Raw genomic sequence first — 24,723 nt, 5'->3', positions numbered from 1 at the left:
CAAGGCTATCACAGAATTATAACTATCAAAAATGATTGTCAAGCATTACACTAATATATGGATTTAGGCCACATTTTTCTCATTAAATCAAACCGCACGCTTGATAATCTATCTGGCGAGCGGACGATGATTATCGTTGCACACCGCCTTTCCTCTGTGATGCGGGCAGACCAGATTATTCTGCTTGAAGACGGATGTATTGCGGACCGTGGAAGCCACAGCGAATTATGGAGCCGCAACGTGCTGTATCGGACACTTTTTCAGCATAATATGCAGGAGTCTGTATAACCAAGAAGCCCTCAGGTTTCCGCCTTGAAGCGGAGCATTGAGGGCTTTTGTTAAGCTTAAGAAGCAATAATCCGGTTTATACCCTCTGAGGGAATTGGATGAGTATGGCATTTCTTATCATATCCGCCATCATCAACGCCTCACGCTCGATACGGTCATACAGCTGAATACTGGTGTTGTAGTCCTTGTTCAACATCGCTACTGCTTCTGCTTTAGTTAGTGCCAGATGATCGTAGAACATTTTCCTGAACTCATCTTTGGGGAAAAAGGGGTTAATGCGGGCTAGAAATTCAACAATTTGATCAGCATTGGCGTACCATTTTTTCTCTGCGGCGGCAACTGCATTGGTATCACCTGCTTTCGCAGCTTTGACAAGATCAGCAGCAATTACCAAGTGTTCTTTGATAAGATTGCTATAAGCATTAGCTATACTCTCCCCGTAAAAGGGCTTAAGAGCGTTGCCCATATCCGGCGCATTCTGCAGGAGGCGCGCCAGTACCGCATCGGTATCGGGCAATCCGAAAACGAGACTGGTGATGGCCATTCGTGTCCACGCCACATGCTGCTCCCATAATAAGCGCATATGGTTTTTGAATTCAATCTGAGTTTTGGTCAGGCAGATCACCTGTGGACCTGCATTTGCAGGAGCCATATTGGGCCATGCGTAAGACGTTCTATTTCCGGAGGGGCCAAAGCCCCCATAAGAATACATACAATCTAACCTCCCCTGAATACTTATATCCCCATAGTATGGGGATTCCGCCTATGTGTTCACCAACGGCTTCAAAAGAAGGTGGTTTTTACATTTTCCCTAAACAAAAAAACGAGATATCCGCTGAGCGGAATCTCGCTTTTTGTTGCAATGGCAGATTAAATTCGAGCGAGCGTGAAGCGGAAGCTATACGGCCGGTTTGCAGGCAGAGTGAACTGTTCATGCGTCGGTGCACCCCAGCTGTCGTCCCCGCCGACACCCATTTGCTTGTAATTGACCCTCAGCACGGTTTTATCCGAAGCCGGCAATTTATAGACGTGATCGCTGGCTTCCAGTTCTTCTGGTTTCCAAGGGAGTACGTTGATTTCCAGCGATGTTGCATTGTCAATATGGATCCCTGATCCATCGTGGCTTTCTGTAACTGAAGCATATCTGACATCTGTCTTGTTCCCGCATTCCTGTGGCTTGAGGTAAGGAGTGAACTGTTCACTGACTTTGCCGCTAAAGCGTCCCAGACGGGCTCCGGTTTGCCGGTCCCAATAGTTCTCATGTGGTCCGCGTCCATACCATGACACAGTGTCCAGGCTTCCATCCAGCACGAACAGCATTCCGAACTCGGGAATTTCCGGCAGCGAGCTGCTGCCCGGGTTCAGTTCCTGCGAAATCTCCACAGATCCGTCAGGACGGATTTCATAGGTGACCAGTAGAGTGGACACGGGATTTGTGGGCAGCAAGTAGGTTGCCGATACGAAACAAAGATTCTCTTGAGTCCGGGTAGTGAATTGTACAAGACTGCGTTCATAGGAAGCCTTTCTCCAGACTGCGGAACGTTCCTGCAGATGGTTGCCAAGATCATTATCGGTGACGGCTCTCCAGAAATTCGGTCTTGCAGGCTCAATCAGGCGTTCTTTGCCCAGGACTTGATAAGAGAACAAATCTCCGGTTGCCGTATTGAAAGAAAGTGAAAAGTCAGCTCCTGCAATGATCAATGCTTCCTGTTGCTCAGTGATGTGAAGGGGATCTCCTGCTGAAACGGGAAGATTTCCTGCAACTCTTGGAACTAGAATGAACTGCTCCCATGCAATCTCATAGTTGGCATCTGCCCATGCTGCTGCTGCGGGTTGAATGAAGGACAAGGTCAGAACTGCTTCTTTATCATTGGCTATAGAACTAAGCTCATACGGAATGACACAATCGACAGTCTCTCCCGGTGCAGCGGCAATCCGCAGAGAGCCCTCTTGCGAAGTTACTCCTTCCAATTCAATCTTCCAATGTAAATCATATTCTTCGATATTCGTAAATAAGAAGTTATTGCGGATTTGATAAAGACCTTTCTGAAGATCCTGGGCGGTGACTTTTATATTCTGATAGCATTTTTTGACCTCAAGCAGCTTAGGAGTTACAGTCCGGTCCGCAAACAGCAGGCCGTTGCCGCTAAAGTTCCCGTCATGTGGGGATTCACCGAAATCGCCGCCGTACGCCAGATATTCAATCCCCTCTGGAGTTGTAGTGCGGATGGCCTGATCCACCCAGTCCCAGATGAATGCGCCTTGGAACACATCATATTTGTCGAACATATCGGTGTAGAGATGCAGTCCGCCGCAAGAATTGCCCATAGCATGGCTGTATTCACAGAGGATATAAGGCTTCTGCGGATTGTTTGTAGCATATTGTTCAACGCCGGCAGGCTTAATGTACATCGTAGACTCGATATCGCTCGCCGCTTCTGAAGGTCTGTAATGAAAAACACCTTCATAATGAACAGGACGGGTAGGATCGGCTGCCCGCAGATAGTCATGCATGGCAATAAAATTATCGCCGCCAAAGGACTCATTGCCGAGTGACCAGATGATAACGGATGGATGATTTTTGTCCCGTTGCATCATGGAATTACAGCGGTCGATGACATTGGCGCGCCATTCCGGCTTGCTGGCGGGAACATTCCCCTCATGCAGCTCTTGTTGTCCATATTGCCAGCTGCCGTGTGTCTCCAGATTGGTTTCGTCGATTACATAGAGACCGTATTCGTCACACAACTCATACCAAACTGACTGATTGGGATAATGAGAGGTCCGTACCGCATTAATATTATGGGATTTCATCAGATGAATATCGCGGATCATATCCTCTACGGACAATGCGCGTCCAGTGTCACAAGAGAACTCATGCCGGTTAGTGCCTTTCAGTACGATCCGTTTCCCGTTAATCTTCATTAAGCCGTCTTTAATCTCGAAGGAACGGAAGCCAACCTTTGTGCTGACCGCCTCTTGAACGGCCTCCTGACCATCCACTAGCGAGATCACCAGGGTGTAAAGGTATGGTTTCTCCGCACTCCATTTATGAGGCTGAGCTACAGGTGCCGACAGTTTAAGCTGCTGCAAATCTCCTTCCTGAAAAGATACTGCAGCAGCAACCGGAGCAGCCCAGATCCCCTGGCCATTGTTGTCATGAAGCTGCATTTGCAGCGAGTAATCTCCAGCTTTGCGGCTAAAGTAATCTTCCACTTTGATGTCCACGTTCAGCTCCGCATGCACAAACTCGTTGTCCAGATCGGTCCGGGCCCAAAAGTCGGCAACACGTACGGGAGGTGCGGTATACAAATAAACGTCGCGGAAAATGCCGCTAAGCCGCCAGAAATCCTGATCTTCCAGCCAACTGGCATCACACCAGCGGTACACCTCAACGGCCAGCTTATTCTCTCCTGCTTGCAGATAAGCTGTAATATCGAAGTCCGACGGGGTAAAGGTATCTTCACCATAGCCGACTAGTTCTCCGTTCACCCATACATAAAAAGCAGACTCCACACCCTGGAAGCTGAGGAATACAGGCTGGCCGTCCCAAGCTTGCGGTACATCAAATGTACGTACATAGGAACCTACAGGATTATATAAAGTAGGGGCAAAAGGGGGCTTCAAATCCGGTTCTGACTCTGCCCAGGGATACCGCACATTGGTATATTGAGGGTAATCATAGCCCTGGAATTGCCAATGGGAAGGAACAGGAATATCCGCCCAGTTGCTGTTGTCATAATCTGATTTATAGAAATCCTTGCTGCGTTTCTCAGGAGTTTCGGCAAAGGCGAATTTCCAAGTGCCGTTCAACGATTGATAACGAGAGGAGGATTGTTTATTTCCTTGGAGTGCTTGCTCAGCAGTCGGGAAAGACATCATGGAAGCATGCGCTTCCATTCGGTTCAATTGAAAAATCTCCGGATTGTTATTCCATTCGGGATATCCGTTGGCAGGTGGCTGATAGACTAGCTTCTTACGCACTTTAACATCTCCTTATATTGTTATATTCATATTATAGAATGAGAAAGGCTCAAGGTATATATAATGATATTCTTATCAAATAACACAATATGAAACTAAATAGGGCTTTCTTTCGCTAGAAATGAAGGCTAAAATAGAAGCAACAATTAGAAACGGAGAATCCTTGTGAAAAGCAAAATGATTTTTTGCCAAACTGATGAGACGATGCTGCTGCCTTTATATGCCACAACCATCGGATATTGGGAGCATCAGGCTGAAACTTTGCGTCCGGCCGGTTTTCCGGATTATCAGATGCATCAGGTGCTTGAAGGCAAAGGTGAACTGAATATTAATGACAAAAGTTACATCGTTGGCCCCGGGGATGTGTTTTTTCTATATCCTGAAATTCCGCATTTCTATACTCCGGTTAGCAGGGAGTGGAGGCTGGCGTGGATTTCATTTAGCGGCAGGGAAGCTGCCCAGATGCTGATGTACGCGGGAATACGCGAGTCTGGACCCGGGAGATTAAGAGACGAAGCACTTTTGGAGCCTTTGCGGGAGATGCTTCTTTTGTCTAATGAACATCCGCTTGAAGATGATCTGGAATGCTCCAAGCTGCTCTACGCATTGCTGCTGGATCTGAAACGCAAACTGCTGCCTTCTTCCAATGAGGAAGATGAAATGGAACGGATTAAGCCTGTCCTGCGGCATATAGAACTCCATTTGCACCGGCCGCTGCAGTTAAAAGAACTGGCAGAAGTAGCAGCGGTATCGCCGCAGTACTTGTGCCGGCTGTTTCAGCACACGGTTCATGAGCGGCCGGTAACGTACATTAATAAACAGCGGATTAACCGGAGCAAGCAATTAATGTTTAACGTTCGCGGTAAAAAAATCTACGAAATTGCCCGGGATGTCGGTTTTGAGAATGCCAGCTACTTTTGTGCGGTGTTTAAACGGGTGACAGGGATGAAGCCTGAGGAGTTTAAACGATTGCATGGTTTGGATTAAAGGTGAATACAGATGAAAATAATAGGACCTTTCATGAATTCTACATAACAAAAAAAGGCAGCCCACGGCTGCCTTTCGTCTGCTCATTGTGCTGCATAAATAAAATGCTCAACTGTCCTTACTGTATCTTCGATCTCCGGATTTGAGTTGTCGATCATTGCGACATTCGACGCGGGCAGCGGCCACGCGACAGTGCGGCTGCCAAGCGAAGACCGGAATTCCTGCCAATGCTGAAATTTCCAGTCATCCAAAGATGAGTGCCTGCCTTGAATCCGTTCCCGGTACAAATCCTCGTTGGCCAGTCCGACCAGAACAACCTTGACCTCAACCTCGGGCAGCGTAAGACCAATCCGGGACAGCTCACTGCTAATCCAGTCTGGGTCGGCGGCTTCCTTGGTAAAGGGTCCAACCACGAATACATCGCTATTCAGGCCGATATTATCAAGCGCGGCGTCCATCGTAATGCGGTAACCAAGGTCGCGGCAAAGTCTTTTATATTCTGCGGAATCTCTGTCTGTCGGGTCCAGACCATGCATGGTCATAATGGCGTCTGCCGCCGGCCGCAGCAGAATATCCATATCGAGGAAGGCGGCTTTGCGGCGCGAGGCTACCGCTTTGGCCAGCGTCGTTTTGCCCGCACCTGCCGGTCCCAGAAAAAACACCAGTTTATTCATCCATCTGCTCTCCTCAAATCCCGATTCATTTCACACCTCAACCAGTATATCCTATCATTTTTTGCAATCCAAAAAAAGGTTGAACAGAGCCAAAGAGTGCGCTCAAGTTCAACCTCTTTTATACCCGGTAATGTTCACCTTATTTGACAACTTTCTTGCCGGAATTCAATAATTTATGCCACTTCTTAAGGTAGATCACTCTGCGGAACATCGTTTTATCCTTCAGTTGATTAAAGATATAAGCATCCGGCCGCGTATTTACCTCAATAATCCATGGCTTCAAAGCAGAATCCAATCCAATATCCAGGCCTATTTCCTTAAATCCGCTGTGGTTCTTATGGAATTCTTTTGCCACCTGATCCCCTAAAGCTTTTAATTCTTTGATATAGTCTTTTTTCTTGTCTCCTTGCAGGTAAGGACTAAGCAGCGTTTCCAGAGGAAGCGGTTTTCCGCTGTTGTGGAAATTCGTAACGATTTTCTTGGGGTGTGCCATTCGCCCGATATATCCGGTACATTCCCAATGGTTCGTGCTGTTCATTTGCGTCATAATGCGCACATCAAAGATACGATTCTGATAAGTTAGCAGATTTATCCCTTGCTGAACCAAATATTCACGCTTTAATTTACTGCTGCCGAGCGAAGTGAACAGAGCGCCGTAAGTTTTAAAATAACGGGGACTCTCGCCTACGTGATAGGCATATTTATGTTCACTATACTTAATAACTTTGATGACACCATTTCCTCCGGTTCCTTTGACAGGCTTTACATATACCATCTTATGCTTGTTAAGCATGGACTGCAGGGCTTCATACGAATAGATCCGGCTATCGGGCACGAATTGGCGGAGCCGTGAATGATTAAGCAGCATTTTTGTTTTGGACCATTTGCTTGCAATGGTAATTGTTTTTTTGGTGGTCGCGGCTTTCTTGGACAGCATCAGCAGGTCACCTCGTTCTAATAGTGGAAGTATAGCTTTACACACTTATATTGCCTGTCTTACGGGAATGGATCATTCGGCAGCCTTCAGCACATAGGATATCGTATGTAAGTCATCGGTCATCAACCACAGGCAAAAAGACGGGGGGATGCGCGGAAGTTTCATGTATAATTAAGAGAATATGTAGAAGGGTTTGGAGGCAATGTGCAGATGACTGTCTCCGTGATTTATTTCATTTTTACAAAAGAAGTATGGATTTACGTTACTGGAAGCACCGCTGGCCGGTTCGGAGCATTTTGCCTGTGATGCCTGCTATATTAGGGAACTTGAATAAGGAGTGATCTTTCATGAAGCTGCCAGTCTTGAACCAAGGTCTTGCTGAACAAATCCAGCAGTCAGAAATTGACTATTTAACCTCAAGAATTAACTCCATCCGCGAACGCGAAGGTAACCCGGAGGGTGTTGAGATTGTCCGTTTCGGCCACACCACTGGTTTCTATATCAGGACCATGCCATGGAGCCTGTTTAATTCTGTTAAAGGAATCTCTGATCAGGACGTAGACAAGCTGGAGGAGATCATCCGATTTTACACGGCCAAAGACAGAGCTTTCCAGATCGATGTGGATCCTGTTCATTGCAGCTCCAAGCTTTTTAAAGGGTTAGCCGATCACGGACTTTACCAGAGTGGTTTTCATGCTGTACTGTATGGGCTGCCGCGTCAAGCGCCGTCTGAACTTCCATCCAAGATAACAATTGTCGAAATTAATAACGTAAATTCCTTTGACACATATGCAGAAATCCATTGCCTAGCTTCCGGCATGGCATTGTCCGATAAGATTCATTTCGTGAATAATAACATAGGATTGCTGAATAGGCCGGGGTGGAAGCTTTTCGCAGGTTATTGGGAGGGGATTCCGGCAGGAGTGGCTGCGATGCATATAAACGGCGATATCGCCTCTTGCACACTCGCCGCAACAATTCCTGAATACAGAAACCGGGGGATCCAGACTGCATTATTGCACAAGAGGATGCACGAGGCTCACTTGGCAGGTTGTCGGCTCATAACGGCTCAGGCGGGTTTTGGTTCTACAAGCCAGAACAATATGGAACGGGCCGGATTTCAACTGGCTTGGACAAGAGCGGTTTGGACAGCCCGGCTTTAATTTGTAGAATCAAATTGATTAACCGTCGTGAAGACGTTCAGGGTTCAGCATGTTATTATTAACAGCGTTTCTTAGCAGGGAAAAACAGCCAGTCTCCGGTTTATAGGGAGCTGGCTGTTCCCATGATCTCACATGATTATGCTTGAAGCGCCCCCACAACATCCTCCTTGTGCAATGAGCAAAAGGCTGCAAATCCGCCACCACGCACGCGAAGCTCCTGGAAGCAGCCAACCTCAGCGATTCGTCCGTTCTCCATATAGATAATTTCATCATATAATCCCAACAATTCCTCATTCATATTATGGGTTATCGTAATTAAGGTCAGCTCTTTAAGCGTGAGCAGTCTGCTTTCGATTTCATAAGCGGTCTGCATATCAATCGCGGAAGTTCCTTCATCCAGAATCAGGATCGGCTTGCTGCGGATCAGCGCCCGGGCAACGGCAATCCGCTGCCGCTGGCCGCCGGAGAGCTGTGAGCCGTTCTCACCGACGGTGGTCAGCAGTCCACTGGGCATCTTCTCCACAAACTTATGGACTCCGCTGGTATGAAGGGCAGTTTCCATAACTTCCTCGGAGAATTCCTCATGCAAGCAAATATTCTGCTTAATATCCGTATCGAACATATAGACATTCTGATGGATGGTCGCCGTCATTTGCTGCAGCCGCTCTGGGTCAAGCTGTTTGATGTTAATCCCATCAAGGGTGATGGAGCCTTCATACCTGTCATAATACCCGCTAAGCAGTTTAACAAGTGTAGATTTACCGCAGCCGCTTCGTCCGACCAGTGCATATTTTTTTCCTTTTTGCAGGGAAAGATTGATGTCCGAAAGCACCTGATTTCCTTGCTGATAGGCAAAGTGTAAGCGGCTGATCTCCAGATTCTCGTTGAACACAGGTTCGAGCAAACCTGACTTCGGCTGTGCCTCTTCGCTTGCCAGATCATTGATCCGTTGCACAACAGGTTTGACACCTTGAATTTTGGGCAGATTCTGCATCACGACCAGTACAGGTCCCACAAAACCGCCGCTCAGCTGGACAAGGGCAACCAGGCTCCCCGCTGAGAAATCTCCGGAAATAATCAGATAAGCGGCAATAAAGACTACTGAAAACTGGGTGAGAATGGCAAGAGTTTCGGAGAGGCTCTCATTGGCGGCAAACAGCCGGTCAGCGGCAAAACGGGTGTTTGCTGCCGCGGTGTTCTCCTGCTGGAACTTCTGCTCCGTGTGTTTGCCCATCGCATAGGATTTGATCACTTCATAACCCGACAACAGATCCTTAACGCTCGTCGTGAAAATGGACATCCGGGCAGATACGGCACTTTGTTTGTCCTGTAGAGCTTTGCCGAAGAGGGAAGGGACGGTGAACATCAGGATCATGCATACCACCAAGATTAAGGTAATCAGCGGGCTCAGGTAGAGGAGTATAATGAGGGAGGCTGCAAAAACCACAACATTCTGCAGGGTAAGCAGCAGAGGTTGAATATAGTTATCCTCCAGCAGTTTGATGTCATTGGTGAGTGCCGACAAATAATCAGCCGTATTGGACGAAGTGAACTCTTCTGCATTTCTGCGGAATACCCCACGGAATACCCGCTCCCTCAGTGACAGGGTCAGATTGCGGATCAAGGCTTTGCTGCAAATGGCATACATGAAGCCGAACAAGCTTAGCAGCAGCAAATATGCAACCGACAGGATTACGATTTTTTTGAAAAGCAACATGTCACCCTGCATAGCGGCATCGATTACCTTTTGCAGAATGATCGCAATCAGTACGCCTGCTGCCGAGGTAATGATGCTGAACAGCAGGGTAACCGCAAGCAGCATTTTGTTTTGACGGATGGACTGTTTCATCAAATAGCCAACTCCTAAAATTAGATTATCATTAAATTGATAAGATGACAGTATCATATTAATTATAATTATGTCAAACATATTAGATGATAATCTTATTCGTTCGCAAAAAAACTTCCCGCTAAAAACTCTTGGGAAGTCTGTCAATGCTATAGCAGAAAATGTTCAAGGTCAGTAATTAACTGCCGCAAGTTGTCTGAGTCCAGATGATAATACACCTTGCCGTTTTTTTTCTCAATTCCGACCATACCGCATGCGAGCAGCACATTCATATGATGAGACATGGTGGCAGCTGTTAAGCCCATCTGATCTGCAATTTCCAGATTGTATTTCGGACTAACCTTGAGCGACGCCAGAATTTGCAGTTTGCTGTTGTCCCCGAGTGCCTTCATCCGAAGCAGCAGAAAATCTTTAGAATCGGCATGGCCCTTACTGGCTACCGGAAGCAGATCGACGAACAGGCCATAGTAGCAATGCTTGGCGAACATCACCTGTCCAAGCGGAACAATTAAGGATGGATGGACAGAGGGTGCATCGCTGAACATTTCCACCAGCTTAATAAATTGTACATCGTCCTGCCGTTGCACGGATTGAACATACTTGGAAATCAGCTTGTTCAGCGGCTTCTCCACTTCCTGGCACACCTGCTCAAATGCAGCCAAGTTATTGTTGATGATCCGGGAAAGCGCCTGGATTTGTGTGCGCGGCTGCTGCAGCAGCCTCAACATTTTCCATTTCATCCCTTCTTCAAGAGGACTGTCGCTCAGGAAGGTGATAATATCAACCAAAGATAGAATTCCGGAAGGTGAGGTTTTCTGCAGTTGGTAATTTTGCATGACTTCCATGTCGAGCAGGATCTTCCATATTTCTTCATGAAGCACCTCATCCGGCACTTCTGCAAGTGAGTTTAACCAAGCCGTATTTTCACTGAGCAGCAGATGGAGAATGGAGAAGAAGGAGTCATTTTCATCCCCGAAAAAGAAGTCCGCTTCCTTACCAAGTACACGATATTTAAGAAAGGTATGGATGTACTTGTCTACTATTTTCAAATGCTTGCTGTAAAAGGCTTCTCCGTCAAGCCCGAATTTGTTCAGGTCTTCAATCGTCCCTTTCTTGTGATTCTCCACATGGCAACTGACGTAGAGCAAACCCAAGATTTCAAAGACGGGTTCCAGCCGTTCATGAATGTTGAGGTTCATAGGTCCTCCATAATTTTTTTTAGTTTGGTGCTTATCTAATTCATTATATTTTCATTAAATAGGATTATCAAGTTTCAACTTGACGCAGCTGCAAATATAAAGTCATTATAGATATATTAAGTCCTTGAATATGATGAATTGCGATCTGGAATTTCAGGTCAGCAGTTCAAGAAAAAAATTTTGTTCTATTTACGGATATAAAGAGTCTTTAATAGCCATCAAGGAGGATGAGATTTATGATTTACGATTGCGCGATTATTGGTGGGGGACCTGCCGGGCTGAATGCAGCCCTAGTGCTTGGCAGAGCAAGGAGGAGTGTGGCTCTGATCGACAACAACCGTCCCAGAAATGCTGTCACGCATGCGTCTCACGGTTTTATTACAAGGGATGGAGTAACTCCGGCTGAGTTCAGGCGCGTGGCACATGAGGAACTGCAGCATTATCCGTCTGTAGACCATTTGCCCTTCGAAGTGGTTTCGGTCTCTCAAGAGCAAGGTGGATTTGAGATAGAGGATTTGGGAGGAGTCCGTGTTCAAGCACGGAGGCTTATCCTGGCGACGGGTCTAAAGGAGATCTTTCCGGAGATCGAAGGCCTACGTCCTTTATACGGTAAAAGCCTGTTTAACTGCCCTTATTGTGACGGATGGGAGCTGAGGGATCAACCATTGGCCATTGTCTCTGAATATCCGACCGTATTCCATATGGCTAAGCTGCTCCTCAATTGGAGCAAGGATTTGCTTGTGTGTACACATGGCCAGGCGTCCTTGACAGAAGAGCAAAGACAGCAGCTTGAATCTAAAGGAATCGTCGTGATTGAACAACCGGTTGCGGCTTTCCTCGGCCAGAACGGGCGGCTTGAGCACATTCGTTTTGCAGATGGAACTATTGTGGCCAGAACCGGCGGCTTTGTAGCTCCGAAACTTGTGCAAAGCTCAACGTTAGGAGAGCAATTAGGCTGTGAAATAACGGAGCTTGGAGGAATTCGGACAGATGACAAAGGACAAGCTTCTGTCTCCGGTATATATGCCGCAGGTGATGCTTCGTATTTCGCGCCTTCCCAATTGATTTTTGCCGCAGCCGACGGCAGCCGAATTGGCATGAACGTAAATATGGATCTGACAGAGGAAGATTTCAATTGAAATCCTCTTTCCGGTCAGTTACCGAAACAAAACAAGCAATTCTTCGTCTATAGGTAAGTAATGGAAACGGAGGGTTTACCATGTCACTGCCTATTCAAAAGTCACAAATGCAAGTCCGTATTTTCAGATTTACCGCTGTATGCGTGTTATTGAGTATGTGTCTTGCCACACCTGCCCGGGTATCTGCCGACGTCGGAGCATTTTCCCGAATGAGTGGCGGGCAAGCAGCTAAGGCAATTTCAGCTTCTGCAATCAAACCTCAGGTTGCCGCTGCCGTCTCACCTTATGCACCGGTTCTCACAACATTCAACATTGAGGGTAAACAGCTGAAAGCACTGGCGTACAGTGCGGATGGAACCTTGTTGGTCCAGCTGATGCCGATTGCTCGGGCCATGGGATACACGGTGGATAATCATGCCAGCACCGGTGATCTAACGCTCAGCAAACCACGGCGCGTAATCAAGCTAACTCTTTACAACAGTTCTTATAGTGTCAACGGCTTAACTTCTTCAGCCAAAACACCGTTTGTCAGAGAGGGTTCCACCTATGTGCCGCTCCGCCAGCTGGCGACAATGTCTGGTTATGATATTGTGCTGAAGGGCAAAAACAGTTATCTCCTCAACTCACGTCCTGAAAATGAGCTGACGATTTCCGCTTCCGGTGAGCTGGCGGTAACTACAGAGCCTTATTCATTTTCTATCCGTTATCCTGTTCTTTCCGGTTCTGCGAACAAAGAGGGGATCGATAAAATCAATCACTTCCTCCAGAATAAGGCAGAAGGCTGGAAAACACAGGCCGAGCAAGAGCTTGCGCAAGCTTGGGCAGCACATCCGAGCAAGGACAAAATTATTGACTACGCTCATATCTTACCCTACGGGCTCCAAGTGGAGTGGACGATCGCTTACAATGAAAAAGGTTTGCTCAGTCTATATGCGGATACTTATCAGTATATGGGCGAATCCAAGCAGGACAAAAGCATCCGGTACAGCTGGACCTTCGATCTCGCAACAGGAGAGGAGCTGTCACTACAGCAGGTTGCCGGGAATAATCCGAATTACCAAACACGGATAAATCAGTATGTTAACCTGAGGATTGCTTCAGGGGAAGCAGGCCCTTTCGCACCACTTCAGTTTCCGGGAATCGAAAACTCCAGTACAGGCTGGTATCTGCTGGATGGACGGGTTGTTGTATATGTTCAGCAAGACGCCGCCAAGTTCATCCACGATGGAATTTTTGAAATACGGATTCCGCTCTCCCGAATTTCCGAAATAGAGAATTGACATATCGCAAATTATCGATATAATAAATTTCATGAAACCTATAGATGTTTTTAAAGCGTTGTCCAATGAATCGCGGATTCAAATCCTGCAGTGGCTCAAGGAGCCTGATGTTCATTTTACACCCCATGAAGGGATTGATATGACGGAAACCGGGGTATGTGTCAGTCAAATTACCGATAAGCTGAATATGACCCAATCTACTGCCTCCCAGTATCTTTCGATACTGCAGAGAGCAGGGCTTATTACTACCAAACGTATTGGCAAATTTACGTATTACCAGAGGGATGAAGAAGCGATTCTAAATATGGCTGAATACATGAAGCAAGAAATGTAAGGCACAAACTGAGTTCTTGTTCTAAGAATTCAGTTTTGTTTTAAGTTAACAATTCGATAATTCGTAATATGTAGATTTTATTTGATTAATAATATCTATAATTCGCGATATATCTTTATATAACTACAACTTAGGAGCTGAACATTACATATGTCTACGAGCTGGAAGATATACACACTCGCCATCATCAGTTTTTTGGTCGGAACCTCGGAATACATTTTATCCGGGATTTTAGATAAGGTTTCACTTTCGTTTGGTGTATCGCTATCGTCTGCAGGTCAATTGATTACGATTTTCTCACTGGTATATGCGCTTTGCACACCTGTGCTAATGGCTTTGACGGCAAGCATGGACCGCCGCAAATTAATCGTCTCTGCACTGGGTGTATTTGTTGTATCCAACATTCTTGCCTTCGTGCTGCCAGGTTATGGACTATTCGTGGCTGCACGTATCCTGATGGCGCTTGGAGCCGGAGTAGTCGTGGTTACGGCCTTAAATATTGCTGCAAAAATCGCTCCTGAAGGCAAACAGGCCAACTCCATCGCAACGGTCGTCATGGGATTTACGGCATCGCTTATTATTGGAGTCCCTCTGGGGCGGATGACAGCGGATATTCTGGGTTGGAAGTTTGTGTTTGGCGGAATTGCTTTGCTGGGCATTTTGGCAATGATCATTCTCTCGTTCACCTTACCCAATATAAAGGGGGATACACCTGTACCGCTGCGTAAGCAACTAGAATTGCTGAAAAAGCCAAAAGTAGCGCTGGGATTGTCCATTTCTTTCTTCTGGCTTGGCGGTTATTCTATCGCTTATACGTATCTGTCACCATTCCTGCTCAAAGTATCGGGTATAAGCAGCGGTTACATCAGCGGGGTTTTGCTGGCTTTTGGGATCGCCAGTATGATTGGCTCAAAGGCTGGCGGCTACAGTACAGACCGCTGGGGAATTCACCGTACCTTATTCAGCGGAATGGCGCTTCATATCGTAATGCTGCTCTTGTTAGCTGTGGTTAAGGACTCTTTGGCCGGAGTAATGGCCGTATTGGTATTTTGGTCATTTGCTGCCTGGTCGACTGGACCGACACAGCAGTATTATTTAACGACGATTGAGCCTGAAGCATCCGGGGTTATGCTAGGCCTGAATCAGTCCATGATGCAGCTCGCGATGGCTGCCGGAGCGGGACTCGGCGGAATAGCCGTCAACCAAGTTTCTTTGTCTTCCATTGCATGGTTCGGTGCAGCCGGCGTTGCCCTGGCGGTTATTGCTGCTTTTACGCTTTACCGTCTGGATTCCTCGCACGATTGACAGCCTGCTGATAAGAAGAATATAATAAATTTACTTAAACGTATAAGTGATTTGTTAATATCAATTTATAAGGAGTGTTTATTATGGAACTGGCAGCATTTATCCACGAACCCAAGGGGGCATTTTCCTATGGGGTTAATCAGGAAACACTGCATATCCGTATCAAGACCAAAAGAGATGATATACAAGCTGTTAAGCTTCTTCCCATTGACCCGTTCGACTGGAGGCCTGTAAGCAAAGGATCACATGTGTATGAATTTGCAGTGAATAACATACAGCCTGTGGAAATGAAGAAGGAATATGTCACCCGGCTGCATGATTGCTGGTTTGCAGAGGTGCCGGGGTTTAAATGGAGCAGAATCCGCTATGGATTTGTATTAGATGACGGCCAGGAGCTGTGTTTTGCCGGGTCCCACAGCTTCATCCCGCTTCAGAAAGACTGGACACCGCCTGCCGACCATACGAATTATTTCAACTACCCCTATATCCTCGAAGATGATCTTTATAAAGCGCCCGCTTGGGTGAGGGATACCGTGTGGTATCAGATTTTCCCGGACCGGTTCAACAGGGGAGCTACCGGGCAACAGGACAATCTGCTCGCTTGGGGCAGCGATGAACTGGACGGTCCTGAGAAGAAATTCGGCGGGGACCTGCAGGGTGTGACAGAGAAGCTGGATTATATCCGGGATCTTGGTTGTGAGGGGATTTACTTTACGCCTATCTTTGAGTCACCAAGCTCGCATAAATACGACACCAAAGATTATTTCCGGATCGACCCGCAGTTTGGCGACAATGAGAGCTTTGGACTGCTGGTGGAAGAAGCGCACAAGCGGGGTATTAAAGTGATGCTGGATGCCGTGTTCAACCACTGCGGGCAGGAGCATCCCTTCTGGCAGGATGTATTGAAGAATGGAAGAGACTCGGTCTACTTTGATTACTTTTATATTATGGATCCGGACAAACCTGTGGTATCAAATTCTATGGCGGCTCCGGCGGATAGCAATGATTTGGGAGCACATCTGAACTTCAGGACTTTCGGATTTGCCGAAATTATGCCAAAATGGAATACAGAAAATGCAGCAGCAAGGGAGTATCTGCTGAGTGTAGCTGTCTATTGGACAGAGCGGTATAACATAGACGGCTGGCGGCTGGATGTAGCCAATGAAGTGCCCCATGATTTCTGGCGGGAATTCCGCAAAAAAATCAAAGGCATCAACAAAGAGATCTATATTCTCGGTGAAAACTGGTTTTACTCCAACCCCTGGCTACAGGGCGACCAGTTTGATGCGGTCATGAACTATGAGTTCACGGCGGCTGTTACCCGCTTCTTTGGGGTCCATCTTCAGAATCAGGAACGTTTTACAGCAGCAGATTTTGTATATGCGATTAACGGGCTGCTCGTCAGCTATCCCAAACCAGTGATGCAAAATATGTTCAACCTGCTGGACAGCCATGATACTGCACGAATTCTCCACTGCTGCGGAGACAATCCAGAATTGGTGAAGCTGGCTTATGTCTTCCAGCTTACGTACGGCGGTTCCCCCAGCATTTATTATGGTGGCGAAGTGGGTCTGGGCGGGGATGAACACCACAACCGGCAATGTATGCCATGGGATGCTGCGAAGCAAAACCTGAATCTCTATCAGACCATTCACCGGTTGATTGAATTAAGAAAGCAATACAACGTGCTCAAGGAAACGGATATCCGATGGCTGTCCGTTGAGGATGAGACTGGAAGCTTGATTTACTCAAAAGAGTCGCAAGACAGCACACTGTATGTGCTGATTCATAATTCACCGGCTGCGGCAAGCCTCAACCTGCCCGTTGAACTGAAGAATCAGGTGCTGCAGGATATTTTCGCCGGAGAATCCGTCCGCCTGTCAGATGAAATCAGTATGGAACCTTACTCCTTCAGGCTGCTGGTTCATTAAAGTAAAACGTAATAACTTTGGAGGTTAATGTTGATGAATGCACAGGAAAACCCAGCTATTCTGGAATCGATGTCGATGTTTGTACCACCGGACGCCAATCGCGGCATTTCTTTTACTAATAAGGAAGCGGCCTTTTACTTCACTCAATCACACGTGACAAATCATCCGGAGCATGCTTATTTTGAAGGTTTCAATGTGGCCAAGAATAGAATTTTCGGCGGATATTCTCTATATGTAGATAAGCAAAAGCTCGATAATCAAAAGTCGGATGTCTGGGTGTATCCCTATAAAATGCTTCGCAAACACGGGGAACTGACCGAAGAGCTCTGGATGTTTGATTATAAAAATGTAATAGAAGTAAGTCTGGAAGGCGGCTCCGGGCAGGCTGCCGGAATTGTCATAAACGGTGAGAATGTTGAATGTATAGCACTAAATCATCAGATTGCTCTGTTTGCCTCCATGGAGGGAGACTGGATTATTGCCGTAAGCTCCAAGAACATCCAGCCGCTGTCTATGGACGACGGGATTATAACCAGCTCTGGCAACTCAGACGGCTTTTACATAGCGGTTGGCAAATCGGCCGCTGAGGCAACTGCCTTGATTCAGGATGCCCAGAAACATGCTGTCCGCTGGAAAGCTGAACGTGTGAAGCGGATGGAAGATTTTTTGAACCATAATGTACATGTGGACTCCAGCTCGGAGTTGCTCACCCTTGCGCTGAATTGGCTGAATCTCACGATGGATCAATTGGTGACAAGGCAGCAGGGAGAGGGGATTTACGCCGGTCTGCCCTGGTTCAATGAGTACTGGGGGCGCGATCAATTTATTGCTCTTCCGGGTGCAGCGCTCGTAAGCGGACAATTCGAGACGGCCAAGCACATCCTGTTATCTTTTGCGGAATTTCAGGATACGGAGGAGTCATCCAGAACTTTCGGCAGGGTGCCGAATATTCTCGCTCCCCAGAACATTGATTACCATACCACTGACGGTACACCACGTTTTATTATCCAGCTGCAGGATTATGTAAAATACTCCGGCGACACTGCAATCATCACGCAGTTGTACCCGGCGGTGCAGAACAGTATAGAAGGATCGATCCGCAACTGGGTGGATGATAAAGGATATCTTACACATAAAGATAATGAAACGTGGATGGATGCCCGCGATGCGGATCTGAACTCTTATTCGCCAAGGGATACCCGGGCCAATGATATACAAGCACTTTGGTACAATCAGCTTCGGGCGGGAGTATATTTTGCGGAGGTTATGAACGATCAAGAAAATGCAGCCAAATGGGATGCCATTGCTGAGAAGTTAAAGGGGAATTTCGAGCTGGACTTCCGTGATCAGACACATCCTTATCTGGCAGACCGGTTGACTGCGGAGGGCGAAGCGGAATTCTCCTTGCGTCCGAACCAGCTGTTTGCTCTGGATATGCTCGAAGACAGTGAATATAAGAGCAAAGTTATCCGCACAGCATGGGAGGAACTGGCTTATCCTTGGGGAGTTGCCTCACTCGACCGTCATCATCCGTTGTTTCATCCCTTTCACCTAACGGAGCTATATCACAAAGATGAAGCTTATCACAACGGCGCGGTATGGACCTGGTTAAACGGCATCGCCATGCAGCGGATGATTGAAGCAGGCCAGCCAGAAACGGCATACAAGCTGTTCCGAAATATGAACTGGCAAGCGCTGAATCTCGGTGTAGTCGGAGGACTGAGTGAGAATCTGGATGCTTACCCTCAGGTGGGTGAGGACTGGGCGAAGCTAACTGGAGCTTATTTGCAGGCCTGGTCCAATGCGGAGCAGCTGCGGGTCTGGTACCAATATTTTCTTGGCATCCGGCCGGATATGATCCGCCGCACGCTTACGCTTGCACCTAGAATCCCTGAAGAGATCAAAGAGTTGCACTATCAGGTCAAAGTAGGTGGCGGCAGCATTAATGCAGGATATTCTGCGGAAGCTTCCGGACAGACCTATCAATACAGCTTTAATGGAATTGGGCTGACTGTAATTATTGATATTTTGCCTTTTGAGGTCGCGAGTATAGAGGTTGAATCCAATACCATGCTGGAGATTAACCGGGCTGAGCATACATTAAAGATTACTCAGCGTGATGCGGAGGGTAAGATCATTACAGGCACTGTTATACCACAATCAAAAGAAAGAACCCGGTGGCAGTCGCGAAGCGATCAGATCTTTAAGGATGTCAAATTTGCAGAGCCATTGCCTCTGAATGCGCATCCGGTGATGCGGCGGTACAATGTTTCAACAGAAAGCCCGAGTGACTAGAGGATGTCTTCAAACTGGAAGAGCTTTGGGGAAGCAGAGATTTAGTATTGAAAGTAGGGGCCCTAAAAAACCACGGCGGGTTCGTTTACTCGGACGGACTCAGGAGGCGCTATGGAGAGTAAAACACCTGTTTATTCTCTTTGGCGGACCCAGATGCAGCTATTTGCTCTAATCTCTCCTATTTATAAGTAACTGAATGCGAATAAAGGCTATACGGTCCGCGAACCTAGTAAAAAGAGCTAACCAGTATAAATAGAGGCTATACAGTCCGCAGCTTGCGGGGATGATCTGCTAAGTGCGTATACCGGTGTTTTTTCGGGTTACGTACTCCGATACTTTTATGGTGCACTTTCCGGTACGTACTCCTTATCAGCTATGCATTCTATCTAAAAACGGCCAGCAGGGAGAAATAACTGCGCTGGAGTCCGTTTTCCTACTGTAACAGGCTAAAAGCCCCAAATAAGTACAACTCGGTCCGTTCGTGCTCAGAGCACCCATGATTCCTTAGGGCATACAGCAGCTGGTTTTGGCGGGGAAGCGGTTTGAAGATACGCCTTAGAATAAAAGAATGTTGCAGCCGCCCTTTGGGCGGTTTTTTAAAATATAATTTATTTGAGGACGGCGAAGCCGCTCCGCTTGTGACAGAGGAAAAGTTACGTTCGATGTCGCTTTCGATACGCCATTGGCGGCTCACCGACAATTTTCTTGAATACGGAGTTGAAAGTGTCAATATCCCGGTATCCTACCGACCCGGCAATCATACTGATCTTGAGATCAGAGGTGCGCAGCCGTTCGCAGCTTTTTTGAATCCGCAGGTGCTGCAGATAGGAGCCAAAGGACTGGCTGGTATGTTTGAGGAACATACGTTGGAGATGCCGGCTGCTCCAGCGGGACATTTGGGCCAGATGGGCAAGAGTGATTCCCTCGGAAAGCTTCTGCTCCATAAATAGAATGACCTGGGCGAAATCGGAAGCCTCGATTGTGGACCTGTCTTGATCCGCATATAGTTGTCTGTATACGGTGACTATCAGCTGGCTCAGCAGTGTTTGCAGCATAGTTACGGAGCCGATGCCAGGCACAGACATTTCGCGGTGTAGATTCAGCATTAGTTTCTCTATCGAGCCGTCCCAATCCGAGACGGAAAAATAAGCTGAGCCGCTGCTGCCGAGCGACTGCAGATGTTCTATAATTGGTGATTCTTCTTGGAGCAGGGCGGACAAACGGTCCACCATATGATCATCAAAAAGACAGTTGTAGACAATCAAAAGGTCCTGTTCTGGATGAGATGTGGCCGGCCGGAACACGTGGGATACGCCCACTGGAATCACGAACAGCATGCCTTTGCGGACCGGAATAACAGCTTGATCAATGTGATGAAAACCCCGCCCTTCAGCGACGTAGCAATATTCAATAAAGTCATGGGAGTGATAAGGAGCGAAGAAGTTTTCCGCGTAGCGGTTGACCAGCAAGTGCAGATTGTTCTGCAGTAAACTCTCGCTTTTGAACAATTGTGCGGATCGTTGCATGTAGTCTCCTCCTATAAAAAATGGCATGATTTCAGGGATATATTGACCGTATTACCGGGTAATGAAAGCGGTGCCGAAGCTATAATTATAGAGCAATGATTAAATTATAGCTATAGAGGGAGGATCACACCGATATGTTCTCAATTGTAAAACTTCGCTGTGAGTACAAACAAAACCCGCTCGGCATCGATCTCGCTGCACCCCGAATCAGCTGGCAGCTGGTAACGGATCGCAGAGATTGCAAACAGGCTGCTTACCAGATTCAGGTTGCTGTGGATAGCGGCTACCGTGAAATGAGCTGGGATTCCGGCAGAGTGGAGTCATCGCAGTCCATTCATGTCGAGCTGGATCAGGTGAAGCCGGACGCACGCACACGTTACTATTACCAAGTTAGGGCATGGGATCAAAGCGGAGTGTGCTCCCGCTGGTCGGAGACTGCATTTTTTGAAACCGGGCTAATGGGTGAGCAATGGGAGGGAGAGTGGATCAGTGCTCCAACCGAGTATTTCACTGAAGATTCCGAGGTTTGCCCGCAGCTTCGTACATTCGTTGAGCTTAAAGGGACGGTTGCAAGTGCAAGAATTTATGTTACCGCACTGGGTCTATACGAGCTGCAGTTGAACGGCCGGCGTGTAGGAAATCACTATTTCACTCCCGGCTGGACGAGTTACGGCAAACGCTTACAATATCAAACGTATGATGTAACCACTCTCCTGTCCGGGGGGACAAATGTGCTAGGCGCACTGCTGGGGAATGGCTGGTACAAGGGACATCTGGGATGGAAAAAGGAGAAAAAAATCTATGGATCTACAACAGCGCTTTTACTGGAACTTCATATAAAATATACGGATGGCAGTACGCAGCGCATCCATACCGGGCAAGGCTGGGAGGCGGCAGAAAGCGCGATCCGCATGTCGGATATCTATATGGGTGAGACTTACGATGCGCGGCTGGAGCGTAATCTTATGAGTACATCGGAAGCAGGATGGCATCCCGTTGCTGTCATCGGGCATTCCAAAGATATTATTGTGGCACAGGAAAATGTTCCTGTAACCCGGAATGAGAGTCTGCAGCCTATTGCAGTGCTGACAACTCCCCAAGGCGATAAAGTTCTGGACATGGGGCAGAACATGGTCGGTTGGCTCAAATTTTCGGTACAGGGGAAGGCCGGCGAGACCGTTGAACTTCAGCATGCCGAAATATTGGACCGGGACGGCAATTTCTACCGGGAAAATATCCGTAGTGCGACGCAGCTCATCCGCTATACGCTGAAGGGTGATGAAATAGAGGGCTATGAGCCTCATTTCACCTTCCATGGGTTTCGTTATGTGAAGCTTACAGGCTTCCCGGAAACCGTTCAACTTGAGGATTTCACAGGTGTGGTGGTGCATTCAGATATGGAGCGTACCGGGGACTTCCAGTGTTCGGATCCCTTGGTGAACCAGCTGCATCATAATATTCTTTGGGGGCAGAAGGGGAACTTTCTGGATGTGCCAACCGACTGCCCGCAGCGGGATGAACGGCTCGGCTGGACCGGTGATGCGCAGATGTTTGTCCGTACAGCTTCGTATCTGATGAACACTGCCCCGTTTTTCACCAAGTGGCTGCGGGATTTGAAGGCGGATCAGACCCCTGAAGGAGGCATTCCGTTTTATGTTCCCAACCTGACGGAAGCTTTCTCTGACGGCTGGGGAGAGACAAGCAACTCGTCGGCAGCTTGGGGTGATGCAGCTGCAGTCTGTCCATGGACGATCTATGAAATGTACGGCGACAAGCGGCTTCTGGCAGAACAGTATGAGAGTATGAAAAGCTGGGTGGGATATATTCGCGCCCAGGGAGACAATCCTTATTTGTGGAATACCGGATTTCATTTCGGGGACTGGCTGGCGCTGGATTCAAAGCCGGACAGCTATGTTGGAGCCACAGATCCCAATTACGTAGCTACCGCATTTTATGCCTATTCGGTTTCACTGACAATTAAAGCTGCTGCCGCACTGGGAAATACAAAGGATGCAGATAATTACCGCGAATTACATCGTAGAATCCTTGAAACCTTCCACGAAGAATATGTGAATCCAGACGGGCAGATATCCGTCCCTACCCAAACGGCTCAGGTGTTGGCGCTGCGCTTTGATCTTATAGACGGGGCAGCAAAGGAGCAGGCCATCCTGAAACTGGCAGAACTGCTCGCCGAAGCCGGAGATCATCTGACAACAGGCTTTGTCGGCACGCCTTATCTGAATCCTGTACTTAGTGACAGTGGACACAACGATCTTGCCTACAAACTGCTCTTTCAGAAGGATTATCCATCCTGGCTCTATCAAGTGACTAAAGGGGCAACAACGATTTGGGAGCATTGGGACGGGATCAGGGAGGACGGCAGCTTCTGGAGTGCAGACATGAACTCCTTTAATCACTACGCATACGGAGCCATTGGAGAATGGCTGTACCGTTATGTTGCCGGAATGGGGCCGGACGAAGCCGAGCCGGGATTTAAGAAGGTTCATATCCGTCCGAGACCGGGCCAAGGCATGGATTTCGCTAAAGCCAGTCTAGAAACTATGTATGGCACAGTGGCTTCGTCATGGCGGCGGCTGGAGGATGGCGGCATGGAAGTTCAGATTACGGTCCCCGCAAATACAAGTGCGGTAGTTATACTTCCGGGAGCAACGCTGCAGGGATTGCTTGAGAGCCGCATTCCGGTGGAGCAGGCTGAAGGCATTTACAGCACATTGCCTGCAGAAACTGGTGTGCAAATAGAAATGGGATCGGGCAGCTACCAATTTACTTACGGGTATCCTTCGTAAATGCTGTAATTGCTGCTGTTCAGACTCGGCGGCGTCAGGTTCTTACTCTACAGTGAGAGCCTGACGCTGTTTTTTTTCGCTTAATTATGCATTATGATCTTTGCACTTAGGCTCTGGCAAACGTTTTAACTGCAGACAAAACTTAGAGGAAAACATTAAAGTACATAGCTAAACTTTTTTGAATTAATATTGCGGCTAATCAAGGGTCTGGCGGCTTTAGCTTAGCACTTGCATAAATGTTGTACGATTACATTAGAAACGAAAGGAGGAGATCTTACTTGGAAAAAGATAACGTTGCTTTCACGCTGCACTTGAGCGCAAAGCCCGGCGAAATCTTTACTTTTGGCACTTACCCGCAGACGCTTGGCGGCGAGGACAGAACACCGATTAAGTGGCGGGTGCTGCAAAATTCGGGTAGTGAGCTGTTCATTTTGAGCGAGTACATTTTGGATTGCAGGCGATATCATGGGGAGCATGCCGAAATTACATGGCATGATTCTGATTTGCGAAGGTGGCTGAACGATGAGTTTTATAATGCCGCGTTCAATGACTCCGAGAAGAGGTTCATCAAGACTACACATTGCGCTGACAATGGAGAGGGTAGTTCAGACACGGAGGACAAGGTTTTTTTGCCCAGTGTTTCGGATGTGAAAGAGCTGACCTATAAACTTGATGAAGTCTCTTTAAGTGCGAAACGTCGGGCAATAGCAACAGAATTTGCCAGAATAAAAAAGAACGATGGATGCCACTTGTACGTGTATAATAAAAAAGTGAAAAATGACTATATCACCGAGGAGGGTGAAGAATTGGGCTGCTCCTGGTGGTGGCTGAGAACTCAGCTTGGCAGTTCTTCACGCGCGTTTTTTATTGGCCCTCGCAGCAGTATTCGCAGTTATGGACGTGTCAACTTAGCTTGTTACGGTGTGCGTCCCGCTTTAATAATACATCTTCAATGATAACGATCGGCGCTGGATTATTCATGGAATCGGCCATCTTTTCCGTAGAATTACCTCTCATAGGTTATA

The 24,723-nt window shown here is 47.5% G+C and carries 18 protein-coding genes; 11 read left to right on the top strand and 7 right to left on the bottom strand.

Features of this window, described 5'->3' with window-relative positions; translation table 11 throughout:
* Nucleotides 1–126: 126 nt before the first annotated feature.
* Complete coding sequence (locus tag NYE29_RS28035) at nucleotides 127–288, top strand: hypothetical protein (protein WP_179091682.1); 162 nt, start codon at nucleotides 127–129, stop codon at nucleotides 286–288.
* Nucleotides 289–364: 76 nt separating this feature from the next.
* Here NYE29_RS28035 and NYE29_RS28030 read toward each other — a convergent pair whose 3' ends face one another.
* Together NYE29_RS28030 and NYE29_RS28025 are read right to left on the bottom strand one after the other, a co-directional pair.
* Complete coding sequence (locus NYE29_RS28030) at nucleotides 365–940, bottom strand: acetylglutamate kinase (RefSeq protein WP_340899823.1); 576 nt, start codon at nucleotides 938–940, stop codon at nucleotides 365–367.
* A 218-nt stretch (nucleotides 941–1,158) separates the two neighbouring features.
* The gene (locus tag NYE29_RS28025) at nucleotides 1,159–4,272 is read right to left on the bottom strand and encodes a glycoside hydrolase family 2 TIM barrel-domain containing protein (RefSeq protein WP_340898406.1); all 3,114 of its coding nucleotides are present in this window, start codon (nucleotides 4,270–4,272) and stop codon (nucleotides 1,159–1,161) included.
* A gap of 165 nt (nucleotides 4,273–4,437) precedes the next feature.
* Between NYE29_RS28025 and NYE29_RS28020 the strand changes: the two genes are divergently transcribed.
* Entirely contained in the window at nucleotides 4,438–5,259 is an 822-nt protein-coding gene (locus NYE29_RS28020) for an AraC family transcriptional regulator (RefSeq protein WP_340898405.1), read from the top strand.
* An 83-nt stretch (nucleotides 5,260–5,342) separates the two neighbouring features.
* On the opposite strand, the gene NYE29_RS28015 is transcribed toward NYE29_RS28020, so the two are convergent.
* Both NYE29_RS28015 and NYE29_RS28010 read right to left on the bottom strand, forming a co-directional pair.
* Entirely contained in the window at nucleotides 5,343–5,933 is a 591-nt protein-coding gene (locus tag NYE29_RS28015) for an AAA family ATPase (protein ID WP_076109372.1), read from the bottom strand.
* 139 nt (nucleotides 5,934–6,072) lie between these two features.
* Complete coding sequence (locus tag NYE29_RS28010; protein WP_340898403.1) at nucleotides 6,073–6,870, bottom strand: YheC/YheD family protein; 798 nt, start codon at nucleotides 6,868–6,870, stop codon at nucleotides 6,073–6,075.
* A gap of 347 nt (nucleotides 6,871–7,217) precedes the next feature.
* On the opposite strand from NYE29_RS28010, the gene NYE29_RS28005 reads away from it, so the two are divergent.
* The gene (locus NYE29_RS28005) at nucleotides 7,218–8,033 is read left to right on the top strand and encodes a GNAT family N-acetyltransferase (RefSeq protein ID WP_340898402.1); all 816 of its coding nucleotides are present in this window, start codon (nucleotides 7,218–7,220) and stop codon (nucleotides 8,031–8,033) included.
* 136 nt (nucleotides 8,034–8,169) lie between these two features.
* On the opposite strand, the gene NYE29_RS28000 is transcribed toward NYE29_RS28005, so the two are convergent.
* Together NYE29_RS28000 and NYE29_RS27995 are read right to left on the bottom strand one after the other, a co-directional pair.
* Complete coding sequence (locus NYE29_RS28000; RefSeq protein ID WP_340898401.1) at nucleotides 8,170–9,882, bottom strand: ABC transporter ATP-binding protein; 1,713 nt, start codon at nucleotides 9,880–9,882, stop codon at nucleotides 8,170–8,172.
* Nucleotides 9,883–10,031: 149 nt separating this feature from the next.
* Nucleotides 10,032–11,081, bottom strand: a complete 1,050-nt coding sequence (locus NYE29_RS27995) for an ArsR/SmtB family transcription factor (protein ID WP_340898400.1) — start codon at nucleotides 11,079–11,081, stop codon at nucleotides 10,032–10,034.
* Between the two features lie 236 nt (nucleotides 11,082–11,317).
* On the opposite strand from NYE29_RS27995, the gene NYE29_RS27990 reads away from it, so the two are divergent.
* The 6 genes from NYE29_RS27990 to NYE29_RS27965 all read left to right on the top strand — a co-directional run bounded on the left by NYE29_RS27990 (nucleotide 11,318) and on the right by NYE29_RS27965 (nucleotide 19,365).
* Complete coding sequence (locus NYE29_RS27990; protein WP_340898398.1) at nucleotides 11,318–12,220, top strand: NAD(P)/FAD-dependent oxidoreductase; 903 nt, start codon at nucleotides 11,318–11,320, stop codon at nucleotides 12,218–12,220.
* A 209-nt stretch (nucleotides 12,221–12,429) separates the two neighbouring features.
* The gene (locus tag NYE29_RS27985) at nucleotides 12,430–13,500 is read left to right on the top strand and encodes a PdaC/SigV domain-containing protein (protein WP_340898396.1); all 1,071 of its coding nucleotides are present in this window, start codon (nucleotides 12,430–12,432) and stop codon (nucleotides 13,498–13,500) included.
* A gap of 31 nt (nucleotides 13,501–13,531) precedes the next feature.
* A complete protein-coding gene (locus NYE29_RS27980; RefSeq protein ID WP_038591660.1) occupies nucleotides 13,532–13,834 on the top strand; it encodes an ArsR/SmtB family transcription factor in 303 nt (100 codons plus the stop codon).
* A 150-nt stretch (nucleotides 13,835–13,984) separates the two neighbouring features.
* Nucleotides 13,985–15,139 carry an MFS transporter gene (locus tag NYE29_RS27975; RefSeq protein ID WP_340898393.1) on the top strand — a complete coding sequence of 385 codons (1,155 nt, stop codon included), beginning with the start codon at nucleotides 13,985–13,987 and terminating at the stop codon, nucleotides 15,137–15,139.
* An 83-nt stretch (nucleotides 15,140–15,222) separates the two neighbouring features.
* Nucleotides 15,223–17,070, top strand: coding sequence for a glycoside hydrolase family 13 protein (locus NYE29_RS27970; protein ID WP_340898391.1), 1,848 nt, complete (start codon nucleotides 15,223–15,225; stop codon nucleotides 17,068–17,070).
* A gap of 33 nt (nucleotides 17,071–17,103) precedes the next feature.
* Nucleotides 17,104–19,365, top strand: coding sequence for an amylo-alpha-1,6-glucosidase (locus NYE29_RS27965; RefSeq protein WP_340898389.1), 2,262 nt, complete (start codon nucleotides 17,104–17,106; stop codon nucleotides 19,363–19,365).
* A gap of 653 nt (nucleotides 19,366–20,018) precedes the next feature.
* Here the strand turns inward: NYE29_RS27965 and NYE29_RS27960 are convergent.
* The gene (locus tag NYE29_RS27960; protein ID WP_076109384.1) at nucleotides 20,019–20,891 is read right to left on the bottom strand and encodes an AraC family transcriptional regulator; all 873 of its coding nucleotides are present in this window, start codon (nucleotides 20,889–20,891) and stop codon (nucleotides 20,019–20,021) included.
* A 134-nt stretch (nucleotides 20,892–21,025) separates the two neighbouring features.
* On the opposite strand from NYE29_RS27960, the gene NYE29_RS27955 reads away from it, so the two are divergent.
* Both NYE29_RS27955 and NYE29_RS27950 read left to right on the top strand, forming a co-directional pair.
* Nucleotides 21,026–23,698: a family 78 glycoside hydrolase catalytic domain gene (locus tag NYE29_RS27955; RefSeq protein WP_340898388.1), complete on the top strand. Its 2,673-nt coding sequence runs from the start codon at nucleotides 21,026–21,028 to the stop codon at nucleotides 23,696–23,698.
* Nucleotides 23,699–23,976: 278 nt separating this feature from the next.
* Nucleotides 23,977–24,654, top strand: a complete 678-nt coding sequence (locus NYE29_RS27950; protein WP_340898386.1) for a DUF6273 domain-containing protein — start codon at nucleotides 23,977–23,979, stop codon at nucleotides 24,652–24,654.
* The last annotated feature ends 69 nt before the right edge of the window (nucleotides 24,655–24,723 follow it).

It is taken from the genome of Paenibacillus sp. FSL M7-1046 (genome assembly GCF_038007405.1).
In the GTDB taxonomy this organism is placed as follows: domain Bacteria; phylum Bacillota; class Bacilli; order Paenibacillales; family Paenibacillaceae; genus Paenibacillus_AQ.
The sequence above is the reverse complement of the archived record's forward strand: the minus strand, read 5'-3'. Positions and strand labels throughout refer to the sequence as shown.

Bases quoted from the DNA above. Each gene is read 5' to 3' on its own strand.
- NYE29_RS27980 (WP_038591660.1), top strand. From the start codon at position 13,532: ATGAAACCTATAGATGTTTTTAAAGCGTTGTCCAATGAATCGCGGATT.
- NYE29_RS28030 (WP_340899823.1), bottom strand. From the start codon at position 940: ATGGCTCCTGCAAATGCAGGTCCACAGGTGATCTGCCTGACCAAAACT.
- NYE29_RS27990 (WP_340898398.1), top strand. From the start codon at position 11,318: ATGATTTACGATTGCGCGATTATTGGTGGGGGACCTGCCGGGCTGAAT.
- NYE29_RS28005 (WP_340898402.1), top strand. From the start codon at position 7,218: ATGAAGCTGCCAGTCTTGAACCAAGGTCTTGCTGAACAAATCCAGCAG.
- NYE29_RS28035 (WP_179091682.1), top strand. From the start codon at position 127: ATGATTATCGTTGCACACCGCCTTTCCTCTGTGATGCGGGCAGACCAG.
- NYE29_RS28010 (WP_340898403.1), bottom strand. From the start codon at position 6,870: ATGCTGTCCAAGAAAGCCGCGACCACCAAAAAAACAATTACCATTGCA.
- NYE29_RS27970 (WP_340898391.1), top strand. From the start codon at position 15,223: ATGGAACTGGCAGCATTTATCCACGAACCCAAGGGGGCATTTTCCTAT.
- NYE29_RS27985 (WP_340898396.1), top strand. From the start codon at position 12,430: ATGAGTGGCGGGCAAGCAGCTAAGGCAATTTCAGCTTCTGCAATCAAA.
- NYE29_RS27965 (WP_340898389.1), top strand. From the start codon at position 17,104: ATGAATGCACAGGAAAACCCAGCTATTCTGGAATCGATGTCGATGTTT.
- NYE29_RS27955 (WP_340898388.1), top strand. From the start codon at position 21,026: ATGTTCTCAATTGTAAAACTTCGCTGTGAGTACAAACAAAACCCGCTC.
- NYE29_RS28015 (WP_076109372.1), bottom strand. From the start codon at position 5,933: ATGAATAAACTGGTGTTTTTTCTGGGACCGGCAGGTGCGGGCAAAACG.
- NYE29_RS27995 (WP_340898400.1), bottom strand. From the start codon at position 11,081: ATGAACCTCAACATTCATGAACGGCTGGAACCCGTCTTTGAAATCTTG.
- NYE29_RS27975 (WP_340898393.1), top strand. From the start codon at position 13,985: ATGTCTACGAGCTGGAAGATATACACACTCGCCATCATCAGTTTTTTG.
- NYE29_RS28000 (WP_340898401.1), bottom strand. From the start codon at position 9,882: ATGAAACAGTCCATCCGTCAAAACAAAATGCTGCTTGCGGTTACCCTG.
- NYE29_RS27960 (WP_076109384.1), bottom strand. From the start codon at position 20,891: ATGCAACGATCCGCACAATTGTTCAAAAGCGAGAGTTTACTGCAGAAC.